The 23,294-nt window shown below is 58.8% G+C and carries 26 protein-coding genes; 25 read left to right on the top strand and 1 reads right to left on the bottom strand.

Going from position 1 to position 23,294, the window contains the following annotated elements:
• The 16 genes from ACEXP3_RS24165 to ACEXP3_RS24090 all read left to right on the top strand — a co-directional run.
• The coding region (locus tag ACEXP3_RS24165; RefSeq protein WP_377299737.1) for a DNA cytosine methyltransferase at positions 1-732 on the top strand (732 nt) is incomplete at its 5' end.
• A gap of 14 nt (positions 733-746) precedes the next feature.
• Complete coding sequence (locus tag ACEXP3_RS24160; RefSeq protein ID WP_377299736.1) at positions 747-1,871, top strand: helix-turn-helix domain-containing protein; 1,125 nt, start codon at positions 747-749, stop codon at positions 1,869-1,871.
• Positions 1,861-2,484, top strand: coding sequence for a transcription termination/antitermination protein NusG (gene nusG / locus ACEXP3_RS24155; RefSeq protein WP_377299735.1), 624 nt, complete (start codon positions 1,861-1,863; stop codon positions 2,482-2,484). Before ACEXP3_RS24160 ends, nusG begins: the two co-directional genes overlap by 11 nt.
• Positions 2,485-2,696: 212 nt before the next feature.
• The gene (locus tag ACEXP3_RS24150) at positions 2,697-3,116 is read left to right on the top strand and encodes an HNH endonuclease (protein ID WP_377299734.1); all 420 of its coding nucleotides are present in this window, start codon (positions 2,697-2,699) and stop codon (positions 3,114-3,116) included.
• Between the two features lie 129 nt (positions 3,117-3,245).
• On the top strand, positions 3,246-3,881 hold the full coding sequence (locus tag ACEXP3_RS24145) for a P27 family phage terminase small subunit (RefSeq protein ID WP_377299733.1): 636 nt from the start codon (positions 3,246-3,248) through the stop codon (positions 3,879-3,881).
• A 10-nt stretch (positions 3,882-3,891) separates the two neighbouring features.
• Entirely contained in the window at positions 3,892-5,637 is a 1,746-nt protein-coding gene (locus tag ACEXP3_RS24140) for a terminase large subunit (protein ID WP_377299732.1), read from the top strand.
• A 32-nt stretch (positions 5,638-5,669) separates the two neighbouring features.
• Positions 5,670-6,872: a phage portal protein gene (locus tag ACEXP3_RS24135; RefSeq protein ID WP_377299731.1), complete on the top strand. Its 1,203-nt coding sequence runs from the start codon at positions 5,670-5,672 to the stop codon at positions 6,870-6,872.
• Entirely contained in the window at positions 6,850-7,692 is an 843-nt protein-coding gene (locus ACEXP3_RS24130) for a head maturation protease, ClpP-related (protein ID WP_377299730.1), read from the top strand. The genes ACEXP3_RS24135 and ACEXP3_RS24130 overlap by 23 nt, the downstream gene beginning before the upstream one ends.
• Before the next feature lie 12 nt (positions 7,693-7,704).
• Positions 7,705-9,120 carry a phage major capsid protein gene (locus tag ACEXP3_RS24125; RefSeq protein WP_377299729.1) on the top strand — a complete coding sequence of 472 codons (1,416 nt, stop codon included), beginning with the start codon at positions 7,705-7,707 and terminating at the stop codon, positions 9,118-9,120.
• 93 nt (positions 9,121-9,213) lie between these two features.
• Positions 9,214-9,654: a hypothetical protein gene (locus tag ACEXP3_RS24120; RefSeq protein ID WP_377299728.1), complete on the top strand. Its 441-nt coding sequence runs from the start codon at positions 9,214-9,216 to the stop codon at positions 9,652-9,654.
• A gap of 54 nt (positions 9,655-9,708) precedes the next feature.
• On the top strand, positions 9,709-10,299 hold the full coding sequence (locus ACEXP3_RS24115) for a head-tail connector protein (protein ID WP_377299727.1): 591 nt from the start codon (positions 9,709-9,711) through the stop codon (positions 10,297-10,299).
• 162 nt (positions 10,300-10,461) lie between these two features.
• The gene (locus tag ACEXP3_RS24110; protein WP_377299726.1) at positions 10,462-10,809 is read left to right on the top strand and encodes a phage head completion protein; all 348 of its coding nucleotides are present in this window, start codon (positions 10,462-10,464) and stop codon (positions 10,807-10,809) included.
• Entirely contained in the window at positions 10,806-11,216 is a 411-nt protein-coding gene (locus ACEXP3_RS24105) for a DUF3168 domain-containing protein (RefSeq protein ID WP_377299725.1), read from the top strand. The genes ACEXP3_RS24110 and ACEXP3_RS24105 overlap by 4 nt, the downstream gene beginning before the upstream one ends.
• A 3-nt stretch (positions 11,217-11,219) precedes the next feature.
• Positions 11,220-11,684 (top strand): HK97-gp10 family putative phage morphogenesis protein, encoded by a 465-nt coding sequence (locus ACEXP3_RS24100; RefSeq protein WP_377299724.1) that lies wholly within the window; start codon positions 11,220-11,222, stop codon positions 11,682-11,684.
• A 48-nt stretch (positions 11,685-11,732) separates the two neighbouring features.
• The gene (locus tag ACEXP3_RS24095; RefSeq protein ID WP_377299723.1) at positions 11,733-12,176 is read left to right on the top strand and encodes a phage tail tube protein; all 444 of its coding nucleotides are present in this window, start codon (positions 11,733-11,735) and stop codon (positions 12,174-12,176) included.
• A complete protein-coding gene (locus ACEXP3_RS24090; RefSeq protein WP_377299722.1) occupies positions 12,173-12,595 on the top strand; it encodes a gene transfer agent family protein in 423 nt (140 codons plus the stop codon). The genes ACEXP3_RS24095 and ACEXP3_RS24090 overlap by 4 nt, the downstream gene beginning before the upstream one ends.
• 138 nt (positions 12,596-12,733) lie before the next feature.
• On the opposite strand, the gene ACEXP3_RS24085 is transcribed toward ACEXP3_RS24090, so the two are convergent.
• Positions 12,734-12,982 (bottom strand): hypothetical protein, encoded by a 249-nt coding sequence (locus tag ACEXP3_RS24085; protein WP_377299721.1) that lies wholly within the window; start codon positions 12,980-12,982, stop codon positions 12,734-12,736.
• Positions 12,983-13,007: 25 nt separating this feature from the next.
• Here ACEXP3_RS24085 and ACEXP3_RS24080 point away from each other — a divergent pair, with 25 nt between their 5' ends.
• The 9 genes from ACEXP3_RS24080 to ACEXP3_RS24040 all read left to right on the top strand — a co-directional run bounded on the left by ACEXP3_RS24080 (position 13,008) and on the right by ACEXP3_RS24040 (position 23,145).
• Positions 13,008-15,188 (top strand): tape measure protein, encoded by a 2,181-nt coding sequence (locus ACEXP3_RS24080; protein ID WP_377299720.1) that lies wholly within the window; start codon positions 13,008-13,010, stop codon positions 15,186-15,188.
• Positions 15,188-15,805 carry a hypothetical protein gene (locus ACEXP3_RS24075; RefSeq protein WP_377299719.1) on the top strand — a complete coding sequence of 206 codons (618 nt, stop codon included), beginning with the start codon at positions 15,188-15,190 and terminating at the stop codon, positions 15,803-15,805. The genes ACEXP3_RS24080 and ACEXP3_RS24075 overlap by 1 nt, the downstream gene beginning before the upstream one ends.
• On the top strand, positions 15,806-16,411 hold the full coding sequence (locus ACEXP3_RS24070; RefSeq protein ID WP_377299718.1) for a DUF2163 domain-containing protein: 606 nt from the start codon (positions 15,806-15,808) through the stop codon (positions 16,409-16,411).
• Between the two features lies 1 nt (position 16,412).
• Positions 16,413-16,871: a DUF6950 family protein gene (locus ACEXP3_RS24065; protein ID WP_377299717.1), complete on the top strand. Its 459-nt coding sequence runs from the start codon at positions 16,413-16,415 to the stop codon at positions 16,869-16,871.
• Positions 16,872-17,429: 558 nt separating this feature from the next.
• Positions 17,430-19,709: a phage tail tip fiber protein gene (locus ACEXP3_RS24060; RefSeq protein WP_377299716.1), complete on the top strand. Its 2,280-nt coding sequence runs from the start codon at positions 17,430-17,432 to the stop codon at positions 19,707-19,709.
• Positions 19,710-19,717: 8 nt separating this feature from the next.
• Positions 19,718-21,217 carry a hypothetical protein gene (locus ACEXP3_RS24055; protein WP_377299715.1) on the top strand — a complete coding sequence of 500 codons (1,500 nt, stop codon included), beginning with the start codon at positions 19,718-19,720 and terminating at the stop codon, positions 21,215-21,217.
• Positions 21,218-21,288: 71 nt separating this feature from the next.
• Positions 21,289-22,494: a hypothetical protein gene (locus ACEXP3_RS24050; protein ID WP_377299714.1), complete on the top strand. Its 1,206-nt coding sequence runs from the start codon at positions 21,289-21,291 to the stop codon at positions 22,492-22,494.
• Between the two features lie 117 nt (positions 22,495-22,611).
• Entirely contained in the window at positions 22,612-22,845 is a 234-nt protein-coding gene (locus ACEXP3_RS24045) for a hypothetical protein (protein ID WP_377299713.1), read from the top strand.
• A 36-nt stretch (positions 22,846-22,881) separates the two neighbouring features.
• Entirely contained in the window at positions 22,882-23,145 is a 264-nt protein-coding gene (locus ACEXP3_RS24040) for a spike base protein, RCAP_Rcc01079 family (RefSeq protein ID WP_377299712.1), read from the top strand.
• Positions 23,146-23,294 lie beyond the last annotated feature (149 nt).

The following is a 23,294-nucleotide window of genomic DNA, read 5'->3' as shown; positions in this document are numbered from 1 at the left end:
AAGGACCAGAACGCCGTGTTCTGCGGGTTCATGGCGCAGGCGAACAACGACAGCCGGCGCATCGGTGGCGTGAACCCGGGAAGGCCGCTCGACGAGGCGGCCTCGACCATTACCCAGTCCGGCAGCCAGCAGCAGCTCGTGTCCGCTTATGTGGCGCGGCAGTTTGGCACCTCGACCGGTCATGGCGTGGATGAGCCTTCGGCCACCATCATGGCGGACGGGCAGGGCAAGAGCCAGATGGTGATGCCCTACCTGCAATCCTATTACGGGCAGGGTGACGGTGGGAGAGAGGATGAGCCATGCCGCACCGTGACGACGCGGGACCGGTTCGGGCATGTTGCTGCAACCGTCAGCGTGCCGCCCTTCACCGAAGCGCAGGCGGGCCGTGCGCGGCAGGTGGCGGAATTCCTGCGCGCCCATGGCGTTTGGGATGAACGCGAGTTCGTGACGCTTGATGTGGACGGCGTGACCTTCGTGGTGGTCGATATCGGCATGCGGATGCTGACTCCGCGCGAGCTGTTCAACCTTCAGGGTTTCCCGACCGACTACAAGATCGACGGTTATTTCGACACGGCGCGCGCCGGCCACGATGGCGGGCCGCTGTGGGTGCCGTTCTCCAAATCCGTGCAGGTCAGCTGCGTTGGCAACAGCGTGTGCCCACCGGTGGCGAAAGCCCTTGTGGCGGCCAATTGCGGCCACCTGGCGGTGCAGGAAGAGAAGGTGGCGGCATGAGCCATAAGGCGACCATGTGGGCCGTGACGGTGCGCGGCATATCCTGCGCAGAGGCGCGGGTGCTGTGGCATCTGGCGGACTGCCACAACCCTGTGGAAGGGTGCTTTCCGAGCCAGGAATATCTCGCGGAAGCCTGCGAGATCGATGAACGCTCGGTGCGCCGGAATTTGCTGTCTTTGAAGGCCAAGGGTCTTGTGAATTGGTCTGAGCAGAGGGAAGGCAAGTACCGGAAAAACAACAGATATGCGCTTGCCTTCGAAACGGGCTTTGTGAGCGGTGCAGGCGAATTTGAACCGGGCAATTTGTCCGGTTCAGAAAATGGGGCTTCAACCGGACAAAATTGCACGTTTGAACCGGACATTTCTGTCGTTTTGAACCGGACACCAGAGTCCTCTAAACCTGTAATAGAACCTGTAATCAACCTCAAAGCGGGTGCGCGTGACCGCGCCCCGGAAGAGGGAGGCTTGAAGCGGGTTGATCGAAAGAGGATTGAGCGGGAGTTCGTGCTGTGGTTCTCCAGCTGGAAAAAGGGCGATGTGGATTTTGCCCGCAACAGCTGGTTTGCGCTTTCCGACGAAGAACGGGCCGAGTGCATTGCCAAGACGCCGGCCTATCTTCGCTGGGCCAAGCCTGCCGACCTGATGGCGGGCGCCGTGTTCCTCAAGCAGCGGCATTGGCGGGATGCGCCCGACGAGGCACCGCCTGTTGCGACCTACAACCCCTTCAGCCGCGCCTGGATGGCGCTTCGGATTTCCGAGCTTTTGAAGCCGATGGCAACCGCATTTCCACCGCTGACCGCTTTCCAGCGGATGGAGGTGCAGCGCGGGACAGAGGCGGCAAAGGCTGTCGATCTGGAGCGGCGGGCGAAATATGGCTGGCCGAAGGTGAACACGCTGCACGAGCTTAAGCCGGTGACTGTTTCTCCCGGTCTTGTGGCGCTGTCTGAGGGCTTCGAGCGGGTGCACTGCGACAGCGACAAGGCGGAACGCTGGCGCGCGCTGCACGCCCGCCAAGGATGGCCGTGGCTGCCCAAGACGGCGCACGAATGGCTCTATTTCCCGGCGGGTGAGCCGGAGGACGCGATTGCTGAGTTTCAGCGCAACATGAGCGAGGGCAGGGGTAATGATGATGCAGCATAAAGCACTCACGGGACTGCCAATCGGTATTGCCCGCGACACGGATCAAGATCGCCGGGAACGGCTGAAGCGCTTGCGCGGATGCTGCGATTCGGGCGTTCACATGCGGTGGTTTGCCGCAAGGGTGGCCAGCGGACGCGAACAGGCTGTGGAAAACCAGCTGACGGATATCGGCATTGAGGCGCTTGTGCCGATGCGCAAGGGGCCGGATTTGCGGCGTCGTCACCGGGTAATTCCGGGCGTCATGATGCCGGTCATCCATGGTTATGTGCTGGTGCATATGCCGGTTGATGGGGTTGTGCTGGCCGGTTTGCGTTGCCTTGACCACTTCATTTCGCTGGTTGGGGGATATGAGCGCCCGATGGCCATAACCGCGCAAGAGGTTAAACGCTTCAAGGACTTGGCAGAGGCAGGCGTCTATGATTGGGAGAAGCCGACCGGCAAGGTTTTTCGGCGGGGAGACAGGGTGAAGCTGTTCGATGGACCGTTTACCGGGTTCGATGGCGAGGTGGTTTCCTGCCGCTCCGATGGCAAGGGTGACGTGGTGGTGAGCCTTGAGGTGTTCGGGCGTGAGACGCATGTCACGGTGCCTCTTGCAATCTGCGAAAAGCTGTGACAGCAATAGCAGCCATGGACGCGCTGATGATCCTGAAGTGAGCCTCTGAAAACGCCTAAACAGCGGGGAGAAATCCCGAGGTCGGTACGCCGGTCAGCCCCAGCCTTGACAGCCCGATACGGGCACCGATTCAAGGCCAGTGCGCAAGCTATGCCTGATAGGACGAGACGACAGAGCCCGGTGATGAGCCGGGCTTTTGTGTGTCTAAGAGTATGCGCAAGGCAAAGCAGTTCAGACCATTAGGAGCGCCAAGTCGCAAGGAACAGAAGGCAAGCGCTGACAGGTGGCGGGGCAACGCGTCGGAACGCGGCTATAACCATCGCTGGGCAAAGGCGCGGCTGACATACCTGCATTCCCATCCATTGTGCATCGGCTGCCTTGCGGAAGGGGTAACCAAGGCGGCGGTCATCGTTGACCACGTTGACCCGCACCATGGAGATCCTGACAAGTTCTGGGATACCTCGATGTGGCAGCCATGCTGCAAGTGGCATCACGACAGCGTCAAGCAAAGGCTCGAACGGATGTACGAGACGGGGCGCGCGACATTGGCCGATCTGAGGCTGGATAGCCCGGTCGCGGTCGAGATCGCGAGGGGCATGACCCCCGAAACCGCCACCCCCACCCCCCGGTAAAAAGTCCCCAACCCCCCGAAAGAAGACCGGCGGTCTCAATTGCAAAAAGTGGGCGCGGTATTTTGGGCGGTAATTTTTTTTTGGGGACAGGTTTTGTGCAGGCGGCACTCGTGAATGGAATGAACGGATATGGGACGGCGCAAGGATGATCCGCTGACGCAAGCGGCCAAAGGGTTTCCCGGCCGGCGGCGCAGCCTGGTTGAAAAGGAAATCGAGGCAGCGGCGGAAGCTGCTGCGGCCCTTCCTGCGACAAGCGATGATCCGTTTCCGCTTCCGGCAGAGTTTCGCAAGGCGCCCACCTATTACGCCAAGGCCATCGAGATCTGGCGCCAGCAGTCTGACGTGCTGAAGGTGGCCGGGCGGCGCAGACCCGGATATCGCCAGGCGCTCACGCGCTACTGCATGTGGATGCAGTTCTTCCTGTCAGCGGGCGAGCAGCTTCGCAAGGATCTGCCGCGTGGTGGTGCCGCGATCAAGGTCAAGAAGGGTGACGGCGAAACCGTCATCCGCACGCATCCGAATATCGATTTCATGGGCAAGGCCGAAACGTCGCTTCGCCTCCTGGAGGCCGAATTTGGCTTCACCCCAGCCCGCGATCAAGACCTGTTGCGCGTCGAAAGCTTCAATAGCAGCCAAGGCAACCTATTCCCCGGCGTTCCGCATCCCGGATCGAAGCAAAACGAAGCGCATAAAGACGACTATGCCGACCCTATCGGCCTGATGAACGACACCGACAGCCCGCCGCCGGGCACGTTGCGAAACTGAAGGAAGCCCCATGGCCGCGCCTTACCCGCTGGCCAAGCCTTATCCGGACTGGCTGCAGGCGGTGGCAGACGACCCGGTTTACGCATGGGCCGTATCGGCCTGGGATCGCGCAGCCTCTGTCGAGGGTTCGTGGTTCGATGAGCGCAAGGCTGACCTTGTCGTCAATCGTTGGCCAAAGATCTTCCGGCTGACGAATGACCGCTTCAAGGGCGCCCCTTTCCGGCTGGTGTTGTGGCAGGAAATTACGGTTCGCCTGCTGGTTGGCTGGAAAAAGCCAATCGATGTCATAGACCCGTGGACGCATAAGCCTGCCGTCGAGCATGTGCGCGTGTTCCGCCGGCTGGATCTATGGATCCCCCGCAAGAACGGGAAATCAGAATTTCTCGCAGCGCTGGCCGTGCTGTTCTTCGTTCTGGAAAAGCTTCAAGGCGCCGAAGGCTACGTGTTTGCCCGCAACGAAGATCAGGGCCGCGTGCCATTCGAGAAGATGAAGGACATTATCCGCCAGGCCAATGGGCTGCTGGAGGATGAGAAGGGCAACGTTCGTATCGCCATTTTCGACAAGTCGATCTATCTCAGCGAGACCAGCAGCAGTTGCCAGCTTCTGACAGGTTCGCCGGACGGCAAGCATGGACGTTCTGCCACCGTGACGGTGGGTGACGAAATCCACGAATGGAAGACACGGGAACTGGCGGACACGCTGCGGCAATCCTCGGGTGCCCGTCTCCAGCCCATTGAACTTTACGCCTCAACAGCAGGGCGTAAACAGGATCGCACCGGCTACGAATGGTATGAAGAAAGCTGCGAGATCATGCGCGGCGAAGCCGATGACACCACAACGCTTGTGGTGCATTTCGGGCTTGAAGAAGAGGATGATTGGACTGACGAGGCGGTGTGGCGCAAGGCAAACCCGTCTCTCGGCCTGACACCGACGCTGGATTTTTTGCGGACAGAGTTCAAGAAGGCGAAGGGCAAGCCGCCGCAGGAAGCCCGCTTCCGGTGCTACCACCTCAATCAGTGGGTGGATATGATTTCCGGCTGGCTGCCGCGCTCCAAATGGGCGGCCTGCACAGACGGAGTCACCTCATGGAAAGACCTTCGCAAGATGCACGCGGGTCGCAGGGCCTATCTTTCCTGCGACGTGTCATCGACGCGGGACATTACGGCGCTGGTGATCACGCTGCCTCCTGATGATGACCATGACCGCTGGGTGTTTATCCCGATGTTCTGGGTACCAGAGGCAACGCTGGATGAGCGGTCTCAGAATGACAAGCGCGTAAACTGGCACGCTTGGGTTCGCGATGGTGCGCTTTACACCACGCCCGGTGACAGTGTCGATCAGAGCTTCGTGCAAAAGGCAATCGAGGACGCCTGCGAGGAATTCGACGTGCAGGCCTGGGGCTTTGACCCGTGGAATGCGCGAAAGCTTCAGCAGGATCTGCAGCGCGACGGCATGAACGAAGAGCTGCAGATTGAAATGCGTCAAGGCCATCAGACGCTCGGGGCGCCCACCAAGGAATTCGAACGGTTGGTGTTTGCTGAAAAGATCGAGCATGGCGGGCACCCAGTTCTTGCGTGGATGGCCGCGCATTGCTGCGTTCGCTTCGACGTGAACCTGAATTACGTGCCTGACAAGAAAAACTCAAACGACAAGATCGATGGCATTGCGGCTGCGGTCATGGGTGTTGGGCTGGCTCTTGCCGCAGAAGACAATAGCTTCGTCTATGACGAGCAGGGGATCGAGGTACTCGGATGAACTGGCTTAAGGGCCTTGGCAGCGTGCTTACCTTGCGCCCGCAATCCATGGCGACACAGAGCGCAGATGGTGGACGCCGCTACTCTGCCGATGATCCGCGTCTGCTGGAGGAGATCCGCTCCGCTCTTCATGGGGCATCGCAGGGCGATGTGATGCGGAACGGCGCAGTAAACAGGGCGGTGCGTCTGCATTGCGAGTGCATTGCCATGCTGCCTTTGCAGCTGATGTACCGCGATGACGGGAAAGGAAAGGCGAAAGATCATCCGCTCTACGCGATCCTTGCCGGAAAGCCAAACAATTGGCAGACGCCTTACGAATTCAAGCGCCTGATGATGGTTTCGCTTCTGAAGCGCGGCGCAGCTTACGCGCAGATCGTAAGGTCCGCCGGGCGCATCATCCAGCTTCAGCCGCTCAACAAGTTTCGCGTCGAGCCAAAACAGAATGCAGACTGGTCAATCTCCTATCAGCTGACCAGCCCGAACGGCGTGCAAAGCGTTCTTCAGCAGAAGGATGTTCTGGCGGTCCGGGATCTCGATATGGAGAACGGAATTTCCGGCCAGTCGAAAATCGACCAGGCGCGGGATGCTGTGCTGATGTCGGCGACGTTGCGGCAGGCGGCGCAACGCCTGTTCGACAACAACATGCAGCTCGGCGGGCAGATCAGCACCGATAACAAGCTTTCGCCGGAAGCGCGCGCGTTTTTGAAAGAATCGATGGCCGCCTATTCCGGCAAGGACAATTCCGGAAAATGGATGCTGCTTGAAAATGGGCTGAAGGCGCAGCCATTCGAGCAAAACCTGGGCGACAACTCCCATATTGAAAACATGGCATGGCAGGCGGAAGAGATTTCCCGGATTTTTGGAACGCCGCGGCCGTTGCTGATGATGGATGAAACAAGCTGGGGCTCAGGGATCGAGCAACTGGGGCTTTTCTTCATATCCTATGGGCTGGCGCCTCAGTTCGTGAACTGGGAGCAGGCCGTTGCCCGCGACTTGATGACGCCGGAAGAAATGGCCGAGTACCAGCCAAAATTCAACGATGGCGCTCTATTGCGCGGGTCGAAAAAAGATCAGGCGGAATATTTTTCGCGGGCTCTTGGGTCTGGCGGCGGCAAACCCTGGATGACGCAGGACGAAATCCGACTTCTCGAAGATTACCCGCAAGCGGGTGGCGCCGCCTCACAGCTTGCACCGGCAAACACAGGAGCATCAAATGTCGCTGCGCAAACTGCCTGAAGTCAAGGCGCTGGACAAGCCGAAGGGGCTGCAGTGGGACGCGCCAAGCGATGTCTTGTCCCGCTGGGCCAATGGGCCGATGGCGGCAGAAGGCAGCGGCGACAATGTGATTACCGTCTTCGATGTGATCGGCGAGGACTATTGGTCGGGCGGCGGCTTCACGGCAAAGCGAACCGCAGCGGCCTTGCGCTCGATCGGCGAGCGCGACGTGGTGGTGCAGGTCAACAGCCCCGGCGGAGATCTGTTCGAAGGCCTTGCCATTTACAACCTGTTGCGCGCTCACAAGGGCAAGGTGACCGTGAATGTGATGGGATATGCGGCGAGCGCCGCTTCCATCATTGCCATGGCTGGCGATGAAATCGTGATGGGTCTTGGCACGTTCATGATGGTGCACAATGCCTGGGGCATGGTCATCGGCAATCGCCATGATCTGGCGGATGCTGCCAAACTGTTCGAAGGCTTCGACAGCGCGATGACGGATATCTATGAGGCGCGCACGACCAGCAGCCGCAAGGATATCGTCAAGCTGCTCAATGCGGAGACATGGCTTTCTCCGACCGACGCGGTTGCCGCAGGCTTTGCCGATCGTATCGACAGCGATCTGAAGGCAATGGCCTCGGGCGCTGTATCCGACAATCCTGTCAAGGCTCGGCGACAGGTCGAGGCGGCGCTTGCAAAGGCGGGCATCAGCCGGTCGCAGCGCCAGGATCTTCTTTCCGAAATCATGGGAGCCAAGCGCGATGCAACTCCCGACGCCAAGCGCGATGCAGGCGTGCCCGACGCTGCCATTCGGCAGCTGATCGAAACATTCAAGGTGTAAAGGAACTCACCGATGAAACTGAAATCTTTCCTGTGCATCGCGCTCATCTTCGGCTGCGCGATGGTGGCCTTTTCCTTCCTCGGCCATGCCGACGTTGCGGCGGCCGCCTCCATGTTTCATGATCCGCATGTGATCGGAACGCAGATGGCAATGACCGTCATGCCTGTTCTCAACAGCCGCGCGCGCGGCGTGATGAGCGTTCCCCGCGCGGATGCCTCCGGCCAGACTGCCATTTTCGAAGAACTGAAGCGCACCGTGGAGGCCTTCAAGGCCTCCCACGAAGAGGAACTGAAAGGCATCAAGGCCAAGTTTGCCGATGTCGTGACTACCGAAAAGGTTGATCGTATCAACGGCGAAGTCGGCCGTCTGGAAAAGGCGCTTGCCGATTGTAACGCCATCATTGCCGCCATGCAGATCGGCGGTGCAGCCGATGGCGACGGCGTGACCGGCGAACAGAAGGCGCATGCTGGCGCTTTCGAAAAGTGGTTTCGCAAGGGCGCCGATGCCGGCCTGGCCGACATGGAAGTCAAGGCAGGGCTCACGACGCAGAGCGATCCGGATGGGGGCTTCCTGGTGCCCAAGCAGGTGGAGACCACCATTGACCGCGTTCTTGGCACCGTTTCCGTGATGCGCCAGATCGCCAATGTCATGCCGATCGGTACGGACACATACCAGAAGTTCGTCAGCATGGGCGGCGCCAATGCCGGCTGGGTGGGCGAGGAAGAGGCGCGACCGGAAACCAACACGCCGACCCTGCGCGACATCGTCATCACCGTCATGGAAATGTACGCCAATCCGTTCACCACGCAGAAGATGCTCGATGACGGCATTGTCGATATCGCGGCCTGGCTTGCCGACGAAGTGCAGATAACCTTTGCCGAACTTGAAGGCGCCGCCTTCATTTCCGGCAATGGCGTGAAGAAGCCGCGCGGTCTTCTCACCTACGATACGGTCGCCAATGGCTCCTGGACCTGGGGGAAGCTGGGCTTCGTGGTTTCCGGCGCCGCATCTGCCTTTGCGTCCACTTCGCCGGCCGATGCCCTGATTGACCTCAATTACGCCCTGAAAGCAGGCTACCGCGCAAATGCGTCGTGGCTGATGTCGGATCCGACCATGGGCACCGTGCGCAAGATGAAGGACGGCCAGGGCAACTATCTCTGGGCTCCTCCGACCACAGCTTCCGAAATTGCCACCATTCTCGGCAAGCCCGTCTACACCGACGACAACATGTCGGCAGTCGGCGCCAATGCTTTCCCGGTTGCATTCGGTGATTTCCGCCGTGGCTACATGGTGGCTGATCGTACCGGCGTTCGTGTTCTGCGCGATCCCTACACGAACAAGCCGAAGATCGGTTTTTACACCACCAAGCGTGTCGGCGGCGGCGTCACGAACTTCGAAGCGATCAAGCTCCTGAAGATCTCGACCTGACGAAATTGCGTTTTCGCGCTTTTGCTGATCTCGGCCAGATGCACAATCTGGCCGACCTCCTCTTTTCGTTCTCCATCTGAAAGGAACGATCCCATGAAGGATCTTCATTCGAAAGTGAAGCGTACCGTGGCCATCGGCTGCGCCGTGCTTTCTGCCGACAATACGCCGGCGGCCATCGATCTGCAGGGCTACGATTCCGCCGAAATCCTGCTCGATATCGGGGTTGGCGGCATCACGTTTTCCGGAACCAACAAGATCGAATTCGTTCTGACGCATTCCGATGACGACAGCACCTATACGGCGGTCACGCTTGCCGACATGCTGGGGCTTGCCAGCGTCGGTTCGGGCGGCATCATCAAGGCGCTGACATCGGCGCATGCGGCGGCGGCGGTCTATCGTTTCGGCTACAAGGGCAACAAGCGGTATCTGAAGCTGCTGGCCGACTTTTCCGGCACGCATGGCTCGGGGACGCCGATTGCCGCTTCCGCGCTTCTCGGAAACGGCTTCAGCAACCCACAGGCTGACCAGGCCTGACGCGGCCTATGGCCGGCGGCGCAAGGCCGCCGGTCTTCATCCAAGAGGAATGCCATGCTTCGCCCCCGTCTCATCACGCCGCCCGCCACGCGCCTCTTGTCGCTTGCCGATGCAAAGCTGCATTTGCGGGTGGATGGCACTGCGGATGATGGGCTGATCGATGGGTATGTGCTGGCGGCCGAAGGGCATTTGGATGGGCATTCCGGCATCATGGGCCGGGCGCTGATCACGCAGACGTGGCGGGCGGAGTGGGCGAACTGGCCCGCTTATTATCTGGCGCTGCCATTTCCCGATGTGCAGAGCGTGGCAGTGCAATATTACGATGCAGACAATGTGCTGCGCACGCTGGCGGCCGAACGATACCGGCTGATCGAGGGCGCGCGCGGGAGCATGCTGGAATGGGATGACAGCTTTGCATCCCCATCGCTTTACAGCCGGTCTGATGCCATCCGCGTCGATATGGTCTGCGGTTACGGCGATGCGGCAAGCGACGTGCCGGCGGATATCATCCATGCGGTCAAGCTGCTGATCGGCGCGTGGTACGAAAACCGCGAGAACAATGTGATCGGCGCAACTACGCTTGATCTTCCGTCTTCTGTCAATCTTGATGGTCTTTTGTTCAAGCATCGCCGCGTGGGGCTCTGATGCGTGTCAAGTTCACATCGGATTTCTCCTTCAAGCCGATGCCGCAGGTGACAATCGACTACAAGGCTGGCCGTGAATACACCGTCAAGAGAGCATGTGCCGAAGCTGCAATTTCCCAAGGTAAGGCAGTAGCGGCAAAAAACTGCAGAGTGAGAGACCAAGATGGCGCGTAAACTTGGTGCAGGCAATCTCCGCCACAGTGTTGCTTTTGACGCTCGCCAAATCGTATCCGATGGGCTTGGCAATGAAGAGGCGCAGTTTGTCGAGCAGTTTCGCGTCCGGGCGGCTTTCCGTTCTAAGGGCGGATCTGAGGCGGTTATTGCTGCGCGGCTTGAAGGCCGGAACCTACTCGGAGTTTACGTGCGTTCTTCGCCACAAACGCGGCAGATCAAGTCAAATTGGCGCATGCGAGACGTTGAGACAGGCGAGATATATGCCGTCAAGATTGTCGATGCGGTAACGGATCGGGCCTGGGTTTATCTGGAAGCCCAAACCGGTGTAGCGCCATGAGTGCTGGCAAGGAGCTTTGGAAAGCACTTTACAATGCGATGCTCGCAAATGCGCAGTTGGTCGCTCTGGTGGATGGCATTTATGACAAAGCCCCTTCCAGTCCTTGGGGGGGTAACCAAGCGTATATCAGCCGTGGGCCTTTTGTCGGAACATCAGACGATTCTGATTGTATTATCGGGCAAGAATTTACGGTGCAGATCGATATCTGGTCACGCAATCCAAACCGTTGGAGCGTTGATGATATCATTTCAGAGGTCCGCGCGGCGCTGCATGAGCAAGAGCTTACGCTAGAATCTTGTGCACTTGCCAGCCTTTCGGTGCGGCTTTCCCGCGTGATTGATGACCCCGATCCGAGCCAGCAGCACGGCGTTATTCAGGTGCTTGCCTTTGTGGAAGAGGCAGATTGAGCCGTGGCATCGTCCATCAAGAACCTGCACAGGCTAGAGCGAAAATTAAAGCGCCTGCCAGCTGCTGCAAAGGCGCGTATCCGCGAGGCGATGGAACAGGGCGCCGACGAAATTGTCGCGCTCGCAAAATCGCTTGTGCCGGAAGATACCGGCGCCCTGCGTGACAGCATTGGCTGGACATATGGGCGCGCCCCGAAAGGCGCGCTGACAATCGGCAAGGTACAGACAAAGGGTGGTGCGCTCACCATCACGATCTATGCCGGAAATTCAGATGCCTTCTGGGCGCGATGGGTTGAGTTTGGAACGGCGGCCCATACGGCCGGCGGATTGTTTGCGGGCGCAACGATCCCGGCCATTCCAGCGCAACCGTTCTTTTATGTGAGCTACCGGGCAAACCGCCGCCAGGTCAAAAACCGTGTTTCTCGAGCCATTACCAAAGCCGCCAAGGAAGTTGCGGCTGGCGGTTGATCTGGACTTTTCATTCCATCCACTTAAGCCCCATGAAGGAGATCTACCATGGCGCCTCCCGTCACTGCTCGTTTCGGAAAATTCCGGGTTCTTCTCGGAAATGATGCTGATCCGATCGTCTATGCTGCACCTTGCGGCTTTACGTCAAAATCACTGACACTCGGAAAATCCTTGTCGGAAGTCTCGCTTCCCGACTGCGCGGACCCTGACGCGCCGATTGTGCTCGGCCGCGACGTGGAAAGCATCACCGCTTCGATCTCCGGGCAGGGCGTGCTGGCGGCAGCAGCTGTTCCGACATGGCTCGATGCTTACGAGTCCACCGACTCTGTGCCGGTCAAGGTGGAGATCGAATTTTCGAGCGGTACGGTGACCTGGACCGGCGCAATGCATATTGAAACTATCGAAATCGGCGCAGAGCAGGGCGGCCGTGTCACGCTTTCGATCTCGATGCAGAGCGACGGTGCCCTGGTCCGCACCGATACCTTTGCATGAGCCGCGATGCGGCAATCACGCTCATCTGGGCTGATGGGCAATTCAAGTTTCGCCTCGGCTGGGGCGAACTTGAGGAGTTGCAGGAAAAAACGGATGCGGGTCCATATGTCATCCTGCAGCGCCTGCATTCCGGGGAATGGCGCGTACAGGACGTTTCCAACATTATACGCATCGGGCTCATTGGTGGCGGCATGACACCAGACGAGGCTTACCGGAAGGTCCGCTTTTATGTCGAACAGCGGCCTCCGCTGGAAAGCATACCTTATGCGCGTGCCATTTTGGAAGCTGGTCTCGTCGGTGCGCCGGAGGAGCGCCTGGGGGAGAAAAAGGCGTCAAAACGGAAGAGGGTGAGCCCATCGACACGCTCCCCAATGGCAAAATCCGATTTGGCGCCATCTACGGAACCGGAGCGGCCTTAGGCTACTCACCGCAACAGGTGCGCGCCATGTCAGTCTGGCAGTTTCAGGCTGCCGTGGAAGGGTACATCAAGGCGCATGCTCCTGATGATGGGAAAATGTCCGCGGCCGAAATTGATGATGTCTGGCGATGGATGCAGACTACGGGTTAGGCGCCTTGATCATCTGTTGCTTGTACTTCTTGGGCACGTATCCAAGCGCCCTGGCGCCGCATGATGGGCACTTGTAGGAACCGCTTCCCAAGAGTGCCACCAAAAACCAGATCGGCAGCCAAAAGCCTGCTGTGACCACGGATAGCAGCAAATGCAAGATGTGGTTTGGTGTCTGCCTTTCAGCCAGCACCATGCGAACTTCTTCTTCGCAAAACATTCGCTTTTTCTGAATTCCCATTTTACTCCCCCGAGGTAACGACCCGATGGCCGGTGCAACTGATCTTGAGCGTCTTGTGGTGCAGCTGGACGCCAATATCAACAAATATGAAAAAGCACTTGCTAAAGCGCAAGGCACAAGTAACACCCGCGCGCGGGCGATTGAAGCGCGTTTCAAGAAAATGAATGCGTCAATTGCCAGGTCGTACCAGGGGTTGGCGTCCAGCGCTGCCAAGGCTTTTGCGCTGATTGGCGGCGTTCAGGGGTTTCGTGAGCTGTCGGATGCCGCCACGCGGGTTGACAACTCGCTGAAGGTTGCGGGGCTCTCCGGCGCAGAGCTGGAAAAGGTTTACCAGTCTCTATTCGAATCTGCCGTCAAAAATGCAGCTCCAATCGAGACACTGGCGACGCTCTACGGGAAAGCGGCGCAAGCGCAGACGGAACTTGGAGTTTCGACTGCCGATCTCTTGAGATTTACCGATAATGTTGCGCTTGCCCTGCGGGTAGCCGGCACTGATGCGCAAACTGCAAGTGGTGCGCTTCTCCAGCTCGGCCAGGCGCTCGGAAGCGGAAAGGTGCAGGCCGAAGAGTTCAACTCTGTGCTGGAAGGGGCGCCAACCATTGTGCAGGCCGCCGCTGCTGGACTTGAAGAGGCTTCTGGCTCTGTATCGAAACTAAAAAAGCTTGTGGTTGATGGCAAGGTTTCGTCCGAAGCATTTTTCCGAGCATTCGAAGCTGGGGCGCCGACACTGGAGGCAAAGGCTGCCGGCGCTGTTCTGACGATCGATCAGCGGATGACGAATCTTCAGACATCCCTGGTAAATGCTGCGCGTGAATTCAACAAGTCCGCTAAGGCTGGCGAGACATTCGGCAACGAGATCGACCGCGTTTCAAAATTCATCAACGGCATCAATTGGGACAATCTGATAACGGAGATACAGAAAGCTGCGTCCGGTCTAACGGAAGCAAATCTTGCAGCGACTTCGTTTCTGTCCCGCCTGGGAGAAATCTCCGGATTTAACGGCATCGGCCGCGATATCGTAAACATGCTGCCCGGCGAAGGAGCCTCCAAAAGCTTTTTCGGCGGCGGCCTGACTATAACCTCGACTGCCGGAATTACGGATCGTATCAACCAGGCATTCGAGGGGGAGATCAAAAAAGCCGGCGATATGACTGCCGAAGCAATCAAGAAAAGCGTTCTTGGTGGCGAGAGCGGTGCTGTGACTGCCACGAAAACAGCGCGTGTTCCGGCGGCCCCAGACAATTCGGTGAAGCCGGTTTCGCTGAAAGATTTCAAGTCGCCGGACGGCACAAAAACCGCAAAAGCAAAGAAATCGGAATATCAGCGTGAAGTGGCGCAGATCCAGGAGAGGACGGCAGCCATCAATGCGGAAACCGATGCGATGTCACGGGTAAATCCGCTGGTCAACGATTACGGCTATGCGCTGGAATATGCGTCGGCGCGGCAGGCGCTTTTGACAGCGGCCATGGAATCCGGCCAGAAGGTCACGCCGGAGCTTGAAAAAGAAATCAGCAACTTGGCTGCGACTTATGCATCTGCTTCCGTCGCCAGTGGAATTCTTGCCGAAAAGCAGGAAGAGATTCGCGACAAGGCACAAGCCGCGCTCGACACGGCAAAGGATGTGACGCGCGGTATCATCGACGGTTTTACCGAAGGCGCCGCTGCTGCTGATGTTCTTGTCAGCTCGCTTAAGAAGATTGGTGATGCACTGATCAACGATGTGCTGAACAGCATATTCAAGATCAATGGGGCGGGCGGTGGCATCCTTAGCTCCATTTTTGGCGGTGCCTTTGGTGGCGGAACACAATGGGCAAGGGCTGCATCAGGCCAGATAACCGGACTCTTTTCAGGCGGCGGCTACACGGGTGCTGGTGGGAAGTATGAGCCGGCCGGCATCGTTCATAAGGGCGAGTACGTCATGGATGCCGAGACGACACGGCGGCTTGGCATCGGCACGCTGCGCAAGCTGCAAGGCTATGCAAATGGTGGGCTGGTTGGCTCTGCGCCGACGCTTCCCCGGATGGATGGCATTTCCGTCCGCTCCGACCAGGGGTTTTCGCTGAACTTCTCCCCTGTTCTCAATGCGCAGGGTGCCGACAAAGCAGAGGTGGCGGCCCTTAGAAAGGATCTGGCTGTGATGCGTGCGGAACTACCATCACAGATGGTCAAGACCGTCAAGGATGCCCAAAAGCGCCGGTTGATCTGATGACGATATCATTCCCCCGCGAGATCCCCGATGTGGGCTACACTACGGCAGACTTCACTTTGTCGGATCCGGTGAAAGCTTCGCAATCCGGCGCCAGGCTGATCAACTACACGCAGATTAGTGATCCGGCCTGGGTCGCCTCGCTTGTGACGCGGCCGCTCGTTGCGTCACAATATGCCGAGGTGGAGGCATGGTGGCTTTCGCTGCGCGGCGGTTTGCAGCGCGTTCTTTTCCGGCATCCATGGTTCTGCTATCCGAAAAACCATGTCGCAAACCATGGCCCGGCGGATGACGCGGGAAATCTCGTCTCGATCGCGTCTGGTAATGTTCTTTCAGTCAACAGTGTCGATTCCGCTCTTTCGCTTGTCGTCGGCGACAGGATCGGCCTTGAGCGGTCCGGTCGATATTATGTCGGGCGCCTCACAGAGATTTCCGGCTCTGGAACGTCGCGCTCGCTGACTGTCGAGCCTTTGCCGTTTGATACGGTATCTGCTGCCGGCGCGGTGGTGCGGTTTGCGCGACCTGCCCTGGTGATGCGACCAGTTCCAGAGAGCTTCTCAATTAGTCGATCTGGGCGTCATACGATCGTATCCTTCAGCCTTGTGGAGGGGCAGTAAATGGCGCTCTCTTCCGAAGTCAAAGCCCTTTACGATGCGGGGCGCATTTCCACGCGGCAGATGATCCGGTTTACATTCGGGTCCGGCACCTACGGGTTCATCGCGCGGGCGGAACCGCTCACCTATTCTGGCGTGGAATACAAGCCGTTCGGGCTGATCGAGGTATCTGACCTTGGCGGTGGTAGCGGCACCTCGGCCGATGGGTCTTTTACCCTTCTGCTGGCGGAAAGCCCTGACGACGGGCTGACGCCGGATGTGCTTTTACAGATCGAGGATGAGGATTACCGTGACCGGCCGGTGCGGGTGATGGATGCGCATTTTCATCCGGATACCGGCGCGCTCTTGCAGGTGGAAACCGTAGCGCGCGGCTATCTCGATGTCATCGAGCATCGGATCGATACGGAACGCGGCTATGTGATCGAGGCGAAGTGCGAGCAGCGCAATCTCGATTACAGCCGCAAGAACGGGCGTGTTCGTTCGGTGGCAGATCAGCAGCGGCGATCCGAAGGCGACAAGTTCCTTCAATATGCGGGCGGCGCCGGGCGCGTTGAAGTCTTCTGGGGCAGGCTTCGGTCTGCCGGCTCCACCAATTTCATAGGCAGCTGACATGAACCGCCATCCCGAATGGGAAAAGCGCCTCAACGCGGTTGTGGCGAAGCACCAGGCCATGCCCGGCGCATGGGGCACATCCGATTGCTGGGTGATGACCATGGATGCAATCGAAGCGGTGCGGGGTGAGCGCATCCTGCCGCATCTGGCCGGTTATGCCAGCGAGGCAGCGGGCTACAAGCTGTTTCGCAAGCATGGATACCGGGAGACGGTGGAGGAGGCGCTGGTGGAGGCGCTTGGCCAGCCCATCGGCACGCTGCTGGCGCAACGCGGTGATGTGGGTGTGATCGAGCGCGATGGTGCCGTTTCTTGCGGCGTCTACGTGTCCACGGGATTTGCGGTGCGCACGATCTATGGCCGCGTTGAGCGCGTCGGGCGCAAACGGGTGGAAGTCACCACCGGATACGATCTCCAGATCCTGCCGATCACGGCAGTTTCGCGCGCTTACAAGGTTTAGGCGATGCCCTTTATTTCTGCGATCGTCGGCGCTATTGGCGCCATCGGCACGGCAATCGGTGGGCTTGGCATTATCGGCAAGGCTGTGCTTGCCATTGGCCTGAATTTCGTTGTTGGCAAAATTGCGCAGAGGTTTGCCAAGAAGGACACAAAAACCGCATCCGGTGTGCAGTTCGACCGGGAGTATGGCGAGAACGTTTCGCGCAAGGTCGCCTGCGGCCTCGTGGGGCTCGCTGGCCATGACTGCTATGTGAACACCTATGGTTCCTCGAACAAGGAGCTGCAACAGATCTATGTCCTGTCGGACTATCCATGCGACGGACTATCGCGGATCTGGGCGGGCGGCTCACTGCTGTCTCTTGAGCTGGTGACGGCGGAAAGCAATTCGGTCAAGCAGGTCTACAACGTCTACGATAGCGATTATGCCGGGCTGATCCGGTTTACCTTCTACAACGGCACGCAGACGGCGGCCGATGCGGCGCTGATTGCAAATTCCAATCCTTCCGGTCGCTGGACATCGGCCCATCTTGGGTCCGGCATCTGCTACCTGATTGTCTCCATGACCTACAATCAGGACAAAAATTCGACCTTTCCTGACTTCTTTTTCGAGATCCGCGGCGCGCGGCTTTATGACGTGCGCAAGGATTCAACGGCGGGTGGGAGCGGTAGTCATCGCTGGGGCAATTACTCGACGCATGAGTTTTCCGAAAATCCGATCGTGATGGATTACAACTACCGGCGCGGCTTTTCCTGGAACGATGATCTGTTCCTTGGCATGGGTATGGAGCCGGAGGATTTGCCAGTTGCGCAATATGCGACGGCGGCAAACATCTGTGACGAATCCGTGCTCATCGATCCGGACGCGGAAGTTGCAAGCTATGAGGCGCGTTATCGCTGCTCAATCCTGCTCGATGCGGACGTGGAACATGGCGACAACATCGATGCGCTGATGACATCCTGCGGCGGTATCGTGGTCGATGGCGTTGACGGCTCCTGGCCGATCATCGGCACGGACCAGCCCATCGTTGCGACATTCACGGATAACGACCTGGTGACAGGTGAGGCGGTGACGTATCAGCGGCGCCGATCCATGGCGGAGCTTGTCAACAGCGTTGGCGGCACCTATCCAGAGCCATCCAACCTGTGGAGCCCTGCAGGCTATGATACGCAGACCAGCGCCACTTACGTTGGACTTGACCGGCGCACGCGCGATTTCCAGGTCAACTTCGACATGGTGTCGAGCAAGCGGCAGGCGAACCAGCTGGCCTCGATCTATTTCAACGAAAACAGGTTTGAGGCGACGGCATCCGTTGTCCTGCGTCCATACTTTCAGGACATCAAGATCGGTGATTGGGTCGAATGGCAGAGCGCACGCTATGGCACGCGGACTTTTGCCGTCACCAGCCGTTCCATTCGAGCGCTGACCAGCGACGGGCCGCGCAATGTGTCGCTTTCGTTGCAGGAGCGTGATGGCTCGATCTATGCCGGCGCTGGCGTGATTGCGCCTGTGGTTCCGGTCCCGAACGGGCAGCCTGTCTATCTTTCCGAGTTGCAGGATTGGGCGGTGATCCCGGTGCTTTCCGTTGCGAGCAACGGCCTGACCATACCGGCGTTTCGCATGTCCTGGGCATCGATCGCGGACGCGACGGTGACGGCTATCGATTTCCAGTGGTGGCTGGCGGATGCGCCGGAAAACGTCTTTTCCAAGCGTGTTACGGCGCGGGAAAACATCGGGTTCGTGCAGGAAGGCATCATGAGCCTTCAGGATTTCGTGTTCCGCCATATTCTGGTGGCGCCGGGCCGCCTGACGAACTGGTCTGATGAGATCGAAGTGACGGCGCTCGATGGCGGCAATTCCGATATCGAGGTTTATCTTTCCAACATCCAAGACGATGTGAAGGCAGTTTTCCGGCAGGGCTTTGCCGATCTCGATGATACGCGGACATTGCTTGAGAGGCTGTTGACGGATACGCAGCTTGCCAACGCTGCCAGCGAGATTTCCAGGCGCCAGCTTGTCGCGCAATTGGGCGATTCCCGCGCTGAATATCTGGAAGAGATTTCCGTTGTTGCCGGCGAAACGGCGGCGGCTGTGGAAGCTCTTGAAACGCTGACGGCGTCCGTTGGCGATTCCACAGTGCAGGGCAGGGTGACATTTGCCCTTGCGGCCAATCAGGCCGGCGTCGATGCGCGCTTCTCGGTTCTCATTCGGGCGACGAGTGCCGATTCCTACAAGGAGAGCGGCTTATTTCTGGAGCTTTACACCACGGGAGGCGTGCAGAAGACACGGTTTGCCGTGCTGGTAGACCAGTTCGTAGTCACGGATGGCAGCGCATATACTCTGCCGCTGGTCTATGAATCTGGCGTCCTGACGCTGCAGGGTGTGCGCATCCAATGGGCTGACATTGGAGACGCGGTGATCGGAAACCTGATTGTCGAGACAAGCAATATTGCACCCGGGGCGATTTCCGCTGTTGCCTATGTGGAAGGGGGCGCGAGTGAAATTCTGCCAACGTCTCCAACAAACTACACGCTAGACGTAACGATAACTCACGGCACAGATTCTGTTGCTGTCGAATTGAATGTTACTGCCGTCGCGTTTCTCGGGGGCACTCCGGATTCGCTGCAAGGTTCGGCATCTTTGTCATCCGTAACGGATGGCGTAACGCTGAAGTCATGGTCTGTCGGCAATGGCGGATCATACGGCGCTGTTGCTGCTGCAGCGATACACATCCCGCCTAGCACTCGGTCATCGACGACCTACAGATTTTCATGCAACGGCGGCGGCCAGCCTGGCACGATCAGGGGCGCAACGCTTATCGCCAAAGCCTTCAAGCGTTAGGACATGGAATGACCACATCTTATTATTCCACCGGAACGGTCACGCTCACCAATGGCAGCGCCACGGTGACCGGCACTGGCACGGCCTGGCAGACGGCGCTGATTACCGGCGGCAACATCTTCGTGCAGGCCCCAGGCAACGTTTTGCCGATCGCAACGGTGAACAGCGAAACACAGATCACGGCAGAACTGCAATGGACAGGCACGACCGGCACTTACGCCTATCGCATCCAGCGTGACACGGCTTATCTGAAGACGCTGGATACCAATAGTCAGAATCTCGCCTACCTACTTTCAGAAATGCGGCAAGGAACGCTGTTTAAATACGATCAGGCTGGCACTTTCTCTGGACGAGACGTTTTCGATACGCAGCCCAAGGGTTTTGCGTATCTCGTCATCGACGGTGAAAGCCCTGAACTGTACGTCAAGCTTTCCGCAACAAGTGGTGACTGGGTCGGCCCGTTTGCCTACGGGACCGGGCCAGCAGGGCCAGCAGGGCCGGTTGGCGCCCTCACTCCGCGGGGGACGTACAGCGCAGGTACTGCCTATGAGGAGAACGACAATGTTCTCTATAATGGCTCGTCGTTCGTTGCTCTTCAGGCTACAACCGGCAACGCTCCTCCAACGCTACCGACAACATCAAATACATATTGGTCACTGATTGCCGCCAAGGGGGCTGACGGCGCGGGAACAGGCGATGTTGTTGGTCCATCCAGTTCGACGGATGGAGCTATTGCTGCTGCCGATGGCACAACCGGCAAGGCTGTCAAATTTTTGACGGCAGCGCAGGCGCGGACTGCCATTGGAGCCGGTCTGTTACCTGGAGATCGCAATGTCATCATCAACGCGCTGGGTGCTGTAAATCAGCGGGGAGTATCCGGCACGGTCACGCTTGCCGCCGGGGCCTATGGTCATGACCGTTTCAAGGCGGGAGCATCTGGATGCACCTACACCTTCGCAACGAGCAATGGCGTCACGACGTTCACGATTTCATCTGGCTCACTTCAACAGGTTATCGAAGCCAATGCTTTCGCCGGGCGTTCCGGCACATGGTATCTTTCCTGGAGTGGCACGGCGCAAGGGCGCATAAATGGCGGTTCCTATGGTGCTTCTGGTGCTGTGTCAGCGACATGCAATGGATCGTCCAATGTGACTGTGGAATGGAATAGCGGCACTCTTTCCCTGCCGCAATTCGAGCGTGGGTTTGTGAGTGACTTTTCCACGCGCAGCCTTCCAGAGGACTTGGTGCGCTGCCAGCGCTATTATGAAAGTATCTATTGGCACAGCGAAGGGACAAACGCCGGGTCGAATATCATCGACACTCTCAAATGGAATGTCACCAAGAGAGCCACGCCAAATATAACGAACAATGGTGGCTCTTTGTCCAACGCCACCGGCATAACGACAGACTCCATCACTACAGATACCGCACGACTGATAATTGCGTCGTCTTCGGCTGGCGCAGTGCGCGTATCCGGTCGCCAATACCTCATCGACGCCGAACTTTAAGCACGAAATCACACGCCTGACGATGTGCGTCACGCGCTAAAATTTCTTTCTCTCACCATCAGGAGAATGACATGGACAAGGCCGCTTTCTTCGCGAGCTTGCGCTCCCGCACGTCTGGCGTCTTCGGGACCAGCCTCAGCGCGGCGCAGGTGCAAGGCATCGAGGCTATCCTTGATGAGTCCGAGCGCCGGGGCACTCCGCTTAAGCATCTCGCCTATATTCTCGCGACCGTTTATCACGAGACGGGTGCCAAGATGCAGCCGGTGGAGGAAAACCTTCGCTACTCGGCAAAGCGCCTCACGGAAGTGTGGCCCGACCGCTTCCAGACGCTCGCCAGCGCCAAGCCCTTCGCCAATAATCCCCAGGCGCTCGCGAACGAGGTCTATGGTGGCCGGCTGGGCAACAAGCTGCCGAATGACGGATGGGAATTCAGGGGGCGTGGACTGCCGCAGATCACCGGGCGGGAGAACTATGGAAAGTTCGACATCGCGGGAAACCCTGACGAAGCCCTCAAGATCGGCGTGGCGATCCGGATCACCTTTGATGGCATGACCAAGGGTCTCTTCACCGGCAAGAAGCTTTCGGACTTTTCGAGCTACGGCCCTATGCGCGCAATCATCAACGCCGACGGCAAGACCAACGGCGCGAAGATCGCCAAGCAAGCACAGGCGTTCGAGGTAGCGCTTGTCGCTGGTGGATATGCAGGAACTGTGCCTGACCGCGCGCCTCCGGCTCCGGTGGCCGAAACTGCCGCGCCCAAGGGGCGCACCGACGCCATCACCGTCCGTATCGTTCAGGAAACTTTGCGCGCAAAGGGATATTCCGAGGTTGGTAGCCCTGACGGCAAGCTCGGCAAGCTGACGCGCACGGCGATCCTTGCGGCCAAGAATGAGAACGACATTCAGCCGATCAATGACGTGATCGATGACGCCTTCCTGATCGCGCTGCCGGACATTCTGGGCCGCAATCTCCCGCGGGAGAACGCCACGCCAACAGAAGTGCGTAGCAGCGTTCCAGAGGTGCAATCGAATTGGCGGATCAAGATCGGTGCCATGATCGCCGGCTTGGCGTCGGCTGCGGGAGCGATCTTCGACGGCATCGCATCCCAGCTTGGAACGGCCCGAGGCCATCTCAGCGACTTCTCGGAATACGTTGGGGATGTGCCTGGCTGGGCAAAGTTCGGCGTTCTGGTCGCTATCGCGGCCGGCGCCTATTACATCGCGCAGCGGGGTGAGCGGAAGGGCGTTCAGGCTTTTCAAGAGGGCAGCCGCCGATGACATCCACCATTCGAATGGTGACCATCTTCCTCATCGTCTCCGCCATCATGGCAGCCGTCACTTGGATCTACCATGCCGGCGGTGAAGGGGCCCGCAACTCAATAGAAAGGCAGGACAATGAAGCCGGCAATTCTTCCGATCGCGCTCGCAGCGATTTCGATGCTTGCCATGACGGCCTGTGGGACTTCGGCGCCGGCAAGTGTCGCGGGCCTGCGCCGGGTGGTGGGAACTGATCTCATCGGCACAAAAGGCGCCACGCCGGACGATCAACGGCGGATTGACCGCACGGTGGTCGGCATCTGTGGCGCGGACATCTGGACGCGGGCTGAATGCGCCCGCCACGGCAACTGAATTTTTCACACATGACACAGCCGAGAGGGACTTCCCATGGCCGACGCTTACGCAAGCTTTTCCACCACACCCGACTCGCTGGGCACAATCGGCGCACCCGTGACGCCGGGCAATACCGATCTCCCCGCAACGGTAAAGGGCGTCGTCTGCCTTACGGCTGGCAATATCACCGTGGTGCCGTATGGCAACGCCGATGCGGTGACGCTGGCCTTCGTGGATGTTCCGGCCGGTTTCGTGCCGCCCTACCGGGTGCGGCGCGTGACGGCGGCGACGGCAACCGTTGCGACCATCGAGGGCTGACGCCATGGCGCTGAAACTTTCATCGCAGGTTGGCCTGCGGATGGGCTTGCAGGCCAGCGGCTACACCCCTGTGAAGGGCGTGCGGGATTCGACCGCCTGGGTGATGCGCGATGAAACAGGCGTTAAGGCGCTTCTCGACATCGACCACG

The organism is Neorhizobium fuzhouense (assembly GCF_042611105.1).
Taxonomy (GTDB): domain Bacteria; phylum Pseudomonadota; class Alphaproteobacteria; order Rhizobiales; family Rhizobiaceae; genus Neorhizobium; species Neorhizobium galegae_A.
The sequence above is the reverse complement of the archived record's forward strand: the minus strand, read 5'-3'. Positions and strand labels throughout refer to the sequence as shown.

Coding starts and splice junctions, on each gene's coding strand:
- ACEXP3_RS24160 (WP_377299736.1), top strand. CDS start 747: ATGTGGGCCGTGACGGTGCGCGGCATATCCTGCGCAGAGGCGCGGGTG.
- nusG (WP_377299735.1), top strand. CDS start 1,861: ATGCAGCATAAAGCACTCACGGGACTGCCAATCGGTATTGCCCGCGAC.
- ACEXP3_RS24150 (WP_377299734.1), top strand. CDS start 2,697: ATGCGCAAGGCAAAGCAGTTCAGACCATTAGGAGCGCCAAGTCGCAAG.
- ACEXP3_RS24145 (WP_377299733.1), top strand. CDS start 3,246: ATGGGACGGCGCAAGGATGATCCGCTGACGCAAGCGGCCAAAGGGTTT.
- ACEXP3_RS24140 (WP_377299732.1), top strand. CDS start 3,892: ATGGCCGCGCCTTACCCGCTGGCCAAGCCTTATCCGGACTGGCTGCAG.
- ACEXP3_RS24130 (WP_377299730.1), top strand. CDS start 6,850: ATGTCGCTGCGCAAACTGCCTGAAGTCAAGGCGCTGGACAAGCCGAAG.
- ACEXP3_RS24125 (WP_377299729.1), top strand. CDS start 7,705: ATGAAACTGAAATCTTTCCTGTGCATCGCGCTCATCTTCGGCTGCGCG.
- ACEXP3_RS24120 (WP_377299728.1), top strand. CDS start 9,214: ATGAAGGATCTTCATTCGAAAGTGAAGCGTACCGTGGCCATCGGCTGC.
- ACEXP3_RS24115 (WP_377299727.1), top strand. CDS start 9,709: ATGCTTCGCCCCCGTCTCATCACGCCGCCCGCCACGCGCCTCTTGTCG.
- ACEXP3_RS24110 (WP_377299726.1), top strand. CDS start 10,462: ATGGCGCGTAAACTTGGTGCAGGCAATCTCCGCCACAGTGTTGCTTTT.
- ACEXP3_RS24105 (WP_377299725.1), top strand. CDS start 10,806: ATGAGTGCTGGCAAGGAGCTTTGGAAAGCACTTTACAATGCGATGCTC.
- ACEXP3_RS24095 (WP_377299723.1), top strand. CDS start 11,733: ATGGCGCCTCCCGTCACTGCTCGTTTCGGAAAATTCCGGGTTCTTCTC.
- ACEXP3_RS24090 (WP_377299722.1), top strand. CDS start 12,173: ATGAGCCGCGATGCGGCAATCACGCTCATCTGGGCTGATGGGCAATTC.
- ACEXP3_RS24085 (WP_377299721.1), bottom strand. CDS start 12,982: ATGGGAATTCAGAAAAAGCGAATGTTTTGCGAAGAAGAAGTTCGCATG.
- ACEXP3_RS24080 (WP_377299720.1), top strand. CDS start 13,008: ATGGCCGGTGCAACTGATCTTGAGCGTCTTGTGGTGCAGCTGGACGCC.
- ACEXP3_RS24075 (WP_377299719.1), top strand. CDS start 15,188: ATGACGATATCATTCCCCCGCGAGATCCCCGATGTGGGCTACACTACG.
- ACEXP3_RS24070 (WP_377299718.1), top strand. CDS start 15,806: ATGGCGCTCTCTTCCGAAGTCAAAGCCCTTTACGATGCGGGGCGCATT.
- ACEXP3_RS24065 (WP_377299717.1), top strand. CDS start 16,413: ATGAACCGCCATCCCGAATGGGAAAAGCGCCTCAACGCGGTTGTGGCG.
- ACEXP3_RS24060 (WP_377299716.1), top strand. CDS start 17,430: ATGACCTACAATCAGGACAAAAATTCGACCTTTCCTGACTTCTTTTTC.
- ACEXP3_RS24055 (WP_377299715.1), top strand. CDS start 19,718: ATGACCACATCTTATTATTCCACCGGAACGGTCACGCTCACCAATGGC.
- ACEXP3_RS24050 (WP_377299714.1), top strand. CDS start 21,289: ATGGACAAGGCCGCTTTCTTCGCGAGCTTGCGCTCCCGCACGTCTGGC.
- ACEXP3_RS24045 (WP_377299713.1), top strand. CDS start 22,612: ATGAAGCCGGCAATTCTTCCGATCGCGCTCGCAGCGATTTCGATGCTT.
- ACEXP3_RS24040 (WP_377299712.1), top strand. CDS start 22,882: ATGGCCGACGCTTACGCAAGCTTTTCCACCACACCCGACTCGCTGGGC.